The following is a 5,950-nucleotide window of genomic DNA, read 5'->3' on the forward strand; positions in this document are numbered from 1 at the left end:
ACCCGGCGCCGCCGGTGACCAGAACCCGTTTACGCAGATGCATGCAAGTATCCTTAGTGTGTGCTGTGAATGCCGTCAAAAAAATGCCGCTTCAGTTAAGCTATGCTTACTATAAGCAACTTGAGCGCCAATGGGGAATGATTTTGGAATTCCGGTTTGATAGGCGGTCGATAGCGGGGTGAAGTGTGTTGACGGAAATATTCTGATAGCAGCTATCTGCCAAGGATTCAATGGTTTTTAAGGGAAGGATTTTTATCGCGCAGAGGCGCAGAGACGCGGAGAAAAGCGTTTAGGGGGAACGCTTTGCGTTCTGAGGAGTTGGGGTGATGCGAGGTTCAGGTATTTGAATTCATTGATTATCACACTGTGCCTTTGGTCTTTTCTCTGCGTCCCGGCGTCTCAGCGCGATAGAGCTTTTTTCTTTTTTTCTTGCGCAGAGGCGCAGAGGCGCGGAGAAAGGCAGGTTGGGGAACGCGTTGCGCTCTGAAGGATGGTGAGTATGGGCCTAGATCAGCTCAATAAACCTCATCGTGTTTCCCAATATCAATCAACACGATGAGATCATTTTCTGAATCAGGATCTTTTTCAAATGCAAAAACAATCCGGCAATCATATTCGACATGACATGCCCATAGCCCCATTAATTTCCCATGCAGTTTGTGCGTCTTCAATGTCTCATCAAAAGGATTTGCGCAACGGTTCTCCAAGACTGAGAATATTTTTTTCTGCGCCGAAACTTCCTTTCTGGTCGCTTTTTTAAAACCTCTTTTAAATCTTTGTGTCCAGGCGAGTTTATACGTCACCATCCAAGAGGTCCTTTTTCAGATCATCCAGGTTTCCAAAACGGGCTCGCTTTTCCTTGACCGCTTGGAGGGTTTCGCGCGCATTGGCTGCAATCTGATCACGTCTGTCTTCGATGGCGCGCATTCTTAATGTTTTCAGTAGGGTTTCCCTGTCATCCAGAGGTAAGGTTTCCACGGCCTCAATGGCTCGTTGATAGGCTGTGTTCGGATGAGTGTTCATATAAACTCCTTTGCATGTGGCTCAGCTGAATATGATCCGGTTTTTTTCGCGGTAGAGTAGAGCACTGATGCTCAGTGAGGTTTGTTGGACACTTACTTCTTCATTGCACTGCTTTTCGGTATTATGTGCATAACTTCAGCCTGTTGCGCTTTTTTCCAAAACCAGGTGGTGCTGAACAGCCATTTCTTTATTCAGTACGACGACACACCCGGGAGAAAAAGCCCACGTTTTGGCCGTTGCCATGAATTCCCTTGAAAGGGCTTCCTGAAGAGGTGCAAGCCATTCCAATTTATGACCGTTGATGACAAGTATAAACCGACAATCAAATGCCGAAAGCTCCATTTCAAGAAGCTCTTTTGGAAGTTCCGCAGTGTGATCCCCATGGCGATTCAAACGCTCCGCAATGGTCAATGTAAAAGCATTGAGAAGTTTATCTTTCAATTTTAGAATGTACTGATGAAACTCCAGCTCATTTTCAGGTCGTGGACTGCTCGATTTCGCTTCTACAATCCACACCACAGACGTTTTCTTGATTTTCCGAAACAGAAGAAACTCAGCTACCTTTACGTTCTCACCGCAATTCTTATACAAATCACTTTTTTCGATATAAAAGAAATTCGATTCAGCATATGGGCCGAAGGTCATTTTGGATTCTTCAATGCATATCGTCCCAATGCCATCCCGAGTTCTTTCTGGTACAATCTGATGGATTCGTTGATGATGGAGTTTTCAGGCATGCCGTTTTTTAGATCGGAGCACTTCCACTCTTCGGACTCACTGGAGATGACAGGGATGGATATGCTTTTTTCAAGAGCCAGCAGGTACAGTTTTTTGACCACGAAATAGGAGTGGCTGGCCATGAAAAACTGGAGTCCCCTTTCTGACAGAATGGCTATGATGTCCAGCAACTGAGATATGGCCCCCGGGTGCAGAGCGGATTCAGGTTCGTCGATAAAGACGATCGAACTCGTATCCAGATACCTGTTCCCCAGCAGAGTATCCAGGATAGCGATTTTCTTGATCCCCTCGGCGGTCACCCCAAGTTCGAACTTCTGATTTCCTTTCCGAAAAAACCACGCTCCGGATTTTTCATCATACACCATCTTACCGTCCAGCATCTCTTCGAGCATCCGGCGCGACTGGGCAAATTCAGCAAAATTCTTTCCTTTTCCGGTTGTGGTACGCAGGGCACGAGCCAGGTCCAGATACGTATCGTCAAACCCGAACTGCTTCTTCTGTTCCCGCGATTCCAGAATGATATGATGCAGGGAAAGCACCTCCTTGGCCGGAAGGAAAATGGAATTCCCCGGCCGAGGAGGGACATGGTTCTCAAGGGAGGAAATCTGCTTGGTCGTTTCCTTGCCAAAGCTGAACCGAAATGGCTGGTCATCAAATACAACGCTACAGGACAGGGGCGCATCAGCCCCTTTGGTGACCAGCCCCCCAATGTTGTCCGCCTGAAACGTCCAGCGCAGCTTCTCTGCCAGAATCTCAGCTGCGGTTTTGTCTTCCTGCCCGCGCTTGTATCCCTCGATGGTGCGCATGGTGGAGTACAATGCCTTCAGAAGAAACGTTTTCCCGCACCCGTTCGGACCAAGGACCAAATTGATACGCCCGAGTGCGGGCCTGGAAAGGTCTTTAAGGGGACCGAAGTTGTGGAGAGAGAGGGAATCAAGCATAGATTTTTTAATGTTAGGGGGTAGGTTGTATGTTGTAGATAACTAGGTTTCAGGCTTCCAGACACCATTGCCACGAGACCCATCCCGGACCAATTCAAGGATAGTGAATTCTCCGGGATTGCCCATGTTTAATTGTCCACGCAGAGCACTTCGTAGTTTTTTGCAAGTAACCGTTCGCACATGTGCGAACCCAGAAACCCGGCTCCGCCGGTGACCAGAACCCGTTTTCGAAGATGCATGGAAGTATCTTTAGGTTGGGTGAGAATGCCGTCAAAAAAATGCCGCTTCCGTTAGGATATGCATACTTTAAGGAACTTGAGCACCAAAGGGGAATGATTTTGGAATTCCGGTTTGATAGGCGGTCGATGGCAGGGTGAAATGTCTTGACGGAAATATTTTGGTAGCAGCTATCTGCCAAGGCTTCAATGATTTTTGAGGGAAGAATTTTTATCGCGTAGAGGCGCAGAGACGCGGAGAAAGGCATTGTTTGGGGGAACGCTTTGCGGTCTGAAGCATGGGCGTCTGGCCCAGGGAATGACGACGGGTGGAGGCATGGATGGACTGGTCTTTCAAACTTTTTTCAACGTGCCGGCACCTCCGCTGGATTGTTTCTGCTGGATGTTATGTAGCGGAAAGGTATTTGCTTGCATAGGCATGGGTCAGATCGACATCTTCGAGCAGTTCCGGGGTCAGGTGGAGTACCTGCTCGAAAAGGGAATGTAGGGCCTCAGCTTTGTAGTCGTGAGAAATTTCATTGCGCAGCAAACGGATTTCTATGAATGTCCGGGCATTTTTGACCATGCCCTTTTTGGCGGCTCGGTTGATCCGGTCGCGGTTGGTGCCTTCATCGTCCAGATCGAGTTGGTCTACGGTCCGGAAAACCTTTTGGAGCATCAGGTCACTGAGCCGGGAGAATCTGCTGGTCAATGCTTCGAATTTTTCTAAATCGTTCAAACTCAGGCTGTCGTGCAATGCAATATCCTGACAACGTCCCAAAGAGTGCTCGAGGGCCTGTGCTGCGTTCTCCATGTCGTCAAGGAGCTGTTCGAGGAGTTGTCGGCGTTGTGTGATCAAAGTTCTACTCCTTTTTCCATGGCCAGGTTGACAAAAGGGTCCTTGTCGCCGGGAGGGGAGATAATGATGTCGATTTTTTGTTCTTCCATCTGATCAAAAATGCGGTTTTTGATGTGCAGTTTGTCTTTGAAGCTCAGTCGGTTGGAGATGACAATCAGATCGATATCCCCGCCCTTTTTCGTGTCGTCGGTCCGTGAGCCGAAGAGAACGATTCTGGCATGCGGGTCCATGGCATGTACGGATGTTACGATGATGTCTTTTTCTTTTGAGCTGATTCGCATGGATAATTTCTTTTTCCTCGCGCAGAGACGCGGAGAAAGGCCTTTTGGGGAACGCTTTGCGTTCTGAGAAGCATGGGTGGGGGGCAATGATTGGCGCATTCACATAGGCCTAGAGGCTGGATGTCCTTGTCTTTCAATCTTTACTCTGCGTTCCAGCGTCTCAACGCGATAACGCCTTTTTCTTTTTTTTTCGCGCAGAGATGCGGAGAAAGGCATTTTTGGGGAACGCTTTGCGTTCCTCGGGGATTGGGAGGGCATCATTAATCACGGAGATAATAGCCGCCTTTTTTAGGCGCACCACGAAACTCAATTTTTTCTTTCTTTTTGAGTTCTTGGAGCTGTCTTTCAAGCGTACGTAACGGAGTGTGGAGATGCCGCTGGATTTGTCGTGAGTTTTGACCTGGGTTCTGGGCTATAAAATCGAGTAACGTTTGAAACATCGATTTTACACCGCCATTAACACCGCCATTAACACCGCCATTAACACCGCCATTGGCGATGAGAGTTTGGTCTGTTGTCTGGGTGATTTTTTCCAGGCGAGCCAGGAAAAAATCACCCTGTTCCTTCAACGAAATCGAAGTGGTGGCATCAAGCATGTTGCGGATACGCACGAATCCGGTACCATACGTTTCCACCTCGCCGATCAGGTAGAGGGCATCTGCCAGGATTTTGTTGCGGATGCTTGATGTGTAGTCGTCCCGTTGGAGATCACTCAGACGGAGGTTGCCGAAGATTTTTCCCGGATTGGTCACGGATATGTTGTCATCAAAGATTTTGATGATGATATCCGATGAGCTCCGGTAGTCTCGGTGCATAACCGCGTTCAGGAGCAGCTCTCGCAGGACAGGAAGTGGATATTGCCAGACTTCCTTGCGTTGCAGAGAACCGTCGAATTCATAGCTCAGGTTGATGTGCTTTTTGAAAAAAACCATGGTTTCTTCAAGGGCCTTGAGCAAGGGGGTTTTGATCTGGATTTCATCGATGATTGTGTCCTTGGCCTTGAATCGCCCGATTTTGATGGTATAGATGGTGTCCCCAAAGAGAAGCAGGGCTGCCAGGCTGGGTTTGCCGTCCTTGATCAGGCGTAATTTGGCCAGATTGGTCAGCAGATCATCGCTCAACGAAACGCGTCCCTGGTCTTTGGCAAGAGACATGAACCGTTCGATGCAGTCCATGTCCAGCTCGGACAAGGGGACATCCTGGAGTTGGCTGTCAAAAGAAATATTCAAGCTGTTGTCACGTAGGGAGACGATCTCTTCCAGGCTGAGGCGGTGATTGCTGTTTTCTATCCTTTTGTAATACCGGCCTTTGCAATCTACAGGTTTGATAGGGTATTCGCCCACAAACAGCCCGACGATTTTCTTGTCCTGCAGGGTGAATGTACGCACTGCAGGTACAATCTGAGGGTAGGTATTCTGTTTGATCTCGTTTATTATGTGTTGGACTTTTTCCGGCCCTCCTTTAAATCCAACCGCGTTGCCGTTGTCATCCACTCCCAAAAGAACCCAGCCGCCCATGGTGTTGGCCAGAGCGGAAAGAGCGATGATGGCTTCCTTGCCAAAATTCTTTTTGAACTCCAGGATTTCAGATTCGCCGGAAGCGATGAGGGTTTCGATTGTTGTGGCTGTCATAATCCTTGTTCCTCAGGGTGACAACGTTTCAGCGTCTCAGGGCGATACTGCCTTTTTCTTTTTTTTCGCGCAGAGGCGCAGAGGCGCGGAGAAAGGCATTTTTTTTGAGCGCTTTGCGTTCTGGAGGGCATGGGTATGGGGTACGGATTGGCTCATGCACATAGGCCTGAAGCCTGCTGCCTGGAAGTCCTTGTTTTTTGATCTTTTCTCTGCGTTCCAGCGTCTCAACGCGAGAAGGTTTTTTTGTTGTGTATTGCAGCAA

General features: G+C 48.5%; 8 protein-coding genes and 1 pseudogene. All 9 read right to left on the minus strand.

The annotated features are described in order from the left end of the window. Positions 1 to 515 precede the first annotated feature (515 nt). Positions 516 to 806: a type II toxin-antitoxin system RelE/ParE family toxin gene (locus ACY692_RS13790; RefSeq protein WP_462325957.1), complete on the minus strand. Its 291-nt coding sequence runs from the start codon at positions 804 to 806 to the stop codon at positions 516 to 518. Continuing rightward, positions 793 to 1,023 (minus strand): hypothetical protein, encoded by a 231-nt coding sequence (locus tag ACY692_RS13795; protein WP_462325958.1) that lies wholly within the window; start codon positions 1,021 to 1,023, stop codon positions 793 to 795. The genes ACY692_RS13790 and ACY692_RS13795 overlap by 14 nt, the downstream gene beginning before the upstream one ends. Before the next feature lie 135 nt (positions 1,024 to 1,158). Further along, positions 1,159 to 1,668, minus strand: coding sequence for a hypothetical protein (locus tag ACY692_RS13800; protein ID WP_462325959.1), 510 nt, complete (start codon positions 1,666 to 1,668; stop codon positions 1,159 to 1,161). Further along, a complete protein-coding gene (locus ACY692_RS13805; RefSeq protein WP_462325960.1) occupies positions 1,665 to 2,702 on the minus strand; it encodes an AAA family ATPase in 1,038 nt (345 codons plus the stop codon). Before ACY692_RS13805 ends, ACY692_RS13800 begins: the two co-directional genes overlap by 4 nt. Before the next feature lie 131 nt (positions 2,703 to 2,833). Then, positions 2,834 to 2,941 (minus strand): annotated as a pseudogene (locus ACY692_RS13810) (NAD-dependent epimerase/dehydratase family protein); the annotation flags it as partial. 382 nt (positions 2,942 to 3,323) lie between these two features. Then, positions 3,324 to 3,776, minus strand: a complete 453-nt coding sequence (locus ACY692_RS13815; RefSeq protein ID WP_462325961.1) for a hypothetical protein — start codon at positions 3,774 to 3,776, stop codon at positions 3,324 to 3,326. Then, a complete protein-coding gene (locus ACY692_RS13820) occupies positions 3,773 to 4,057 on the minus strand; it encodes a nucleotidyltransferase domain-containing protein (protein ID WP_462325962.1) in 285 nt (94 codons plus the stop codon). The genes ACY692_RS13815 and ACY692_RS13820 overlap by 4 nt, the downstream gene beginning before the upstream one ends. 260 nt (positions 4,058 to 4,317) lie before the next feature. Next, the gene (locus ACY692_RS13825) at positions 4,318 to 5,688 is read right to left on the minus strand and encodes an RNA-binding domain-containing protein (protein WP_462325963.1); all 1,371 of its coding nucleotides are present in this window, start codon (positions 5,686 to 5,688) and stop codon (positions 4,318 to 4,320) included. A 28-nt stretch (positions 5,689 to 5,716) separates the two neighbouring features. Beyond that, on the minus strand, positions 5,717 to 5,950 hold a 234-nt coding region (locus ACY692_RS13830; protein ID WP_462325964.1), incomplete at its 5' end, for a hypothetical protein.

The organism is Desulfoplanes sp., assembly GCF_054921335.1.

What these genes read in the sequence shown, in the direction of transcription:
- ACY692_RS13790 (WP_462325957.1), bottom strand. Translation starts at nt 806, where the DNA reads ATGGTGACGTATAAACTCGCCTGGACACAAAGATTTAAAAGAGGTTTT.
- ACY692_RS13795 (WP_462325958.1), bottom strand. Translation starts at nt 1,023, where the DNA reads ATGAACACTCATCCGAACACAGCCTATCAACGAGCCATTGAGGCCGTG.
- ACY692_RS13800 (WP_462325959.1), bottom strand. Translation starts at nt 1,668, where the DNA reads ATGACCTTCGGCCCATATGCTGAATCGAATTTCTTTTATATCGAAAAA.
- ACY692_RS13805 (WP_462325960.1), bottom strand. Translation starts at nt 2,702, where the DNA reads ATGCTTGATTCCCTCTCTCTCCACAACTTCGGTCCCCTTAAAGACCTT.
- ACY692_RS13820 (WP_462325962.1), bottom strand. Translation starts at nt 4,057, where the DNA reads ATGCGAATCAGCTCAAAAGAAAAAGACATCATCGTAACATCCGTACAT.
- ACY692_RS13825 (WP_462325963.1), bottom strand. Translation starts at nt 5,688, where the DNA reads ATGACAGCCACAACAATCGAAACCCTCATCGCTTCCGGCGAATCTGAA.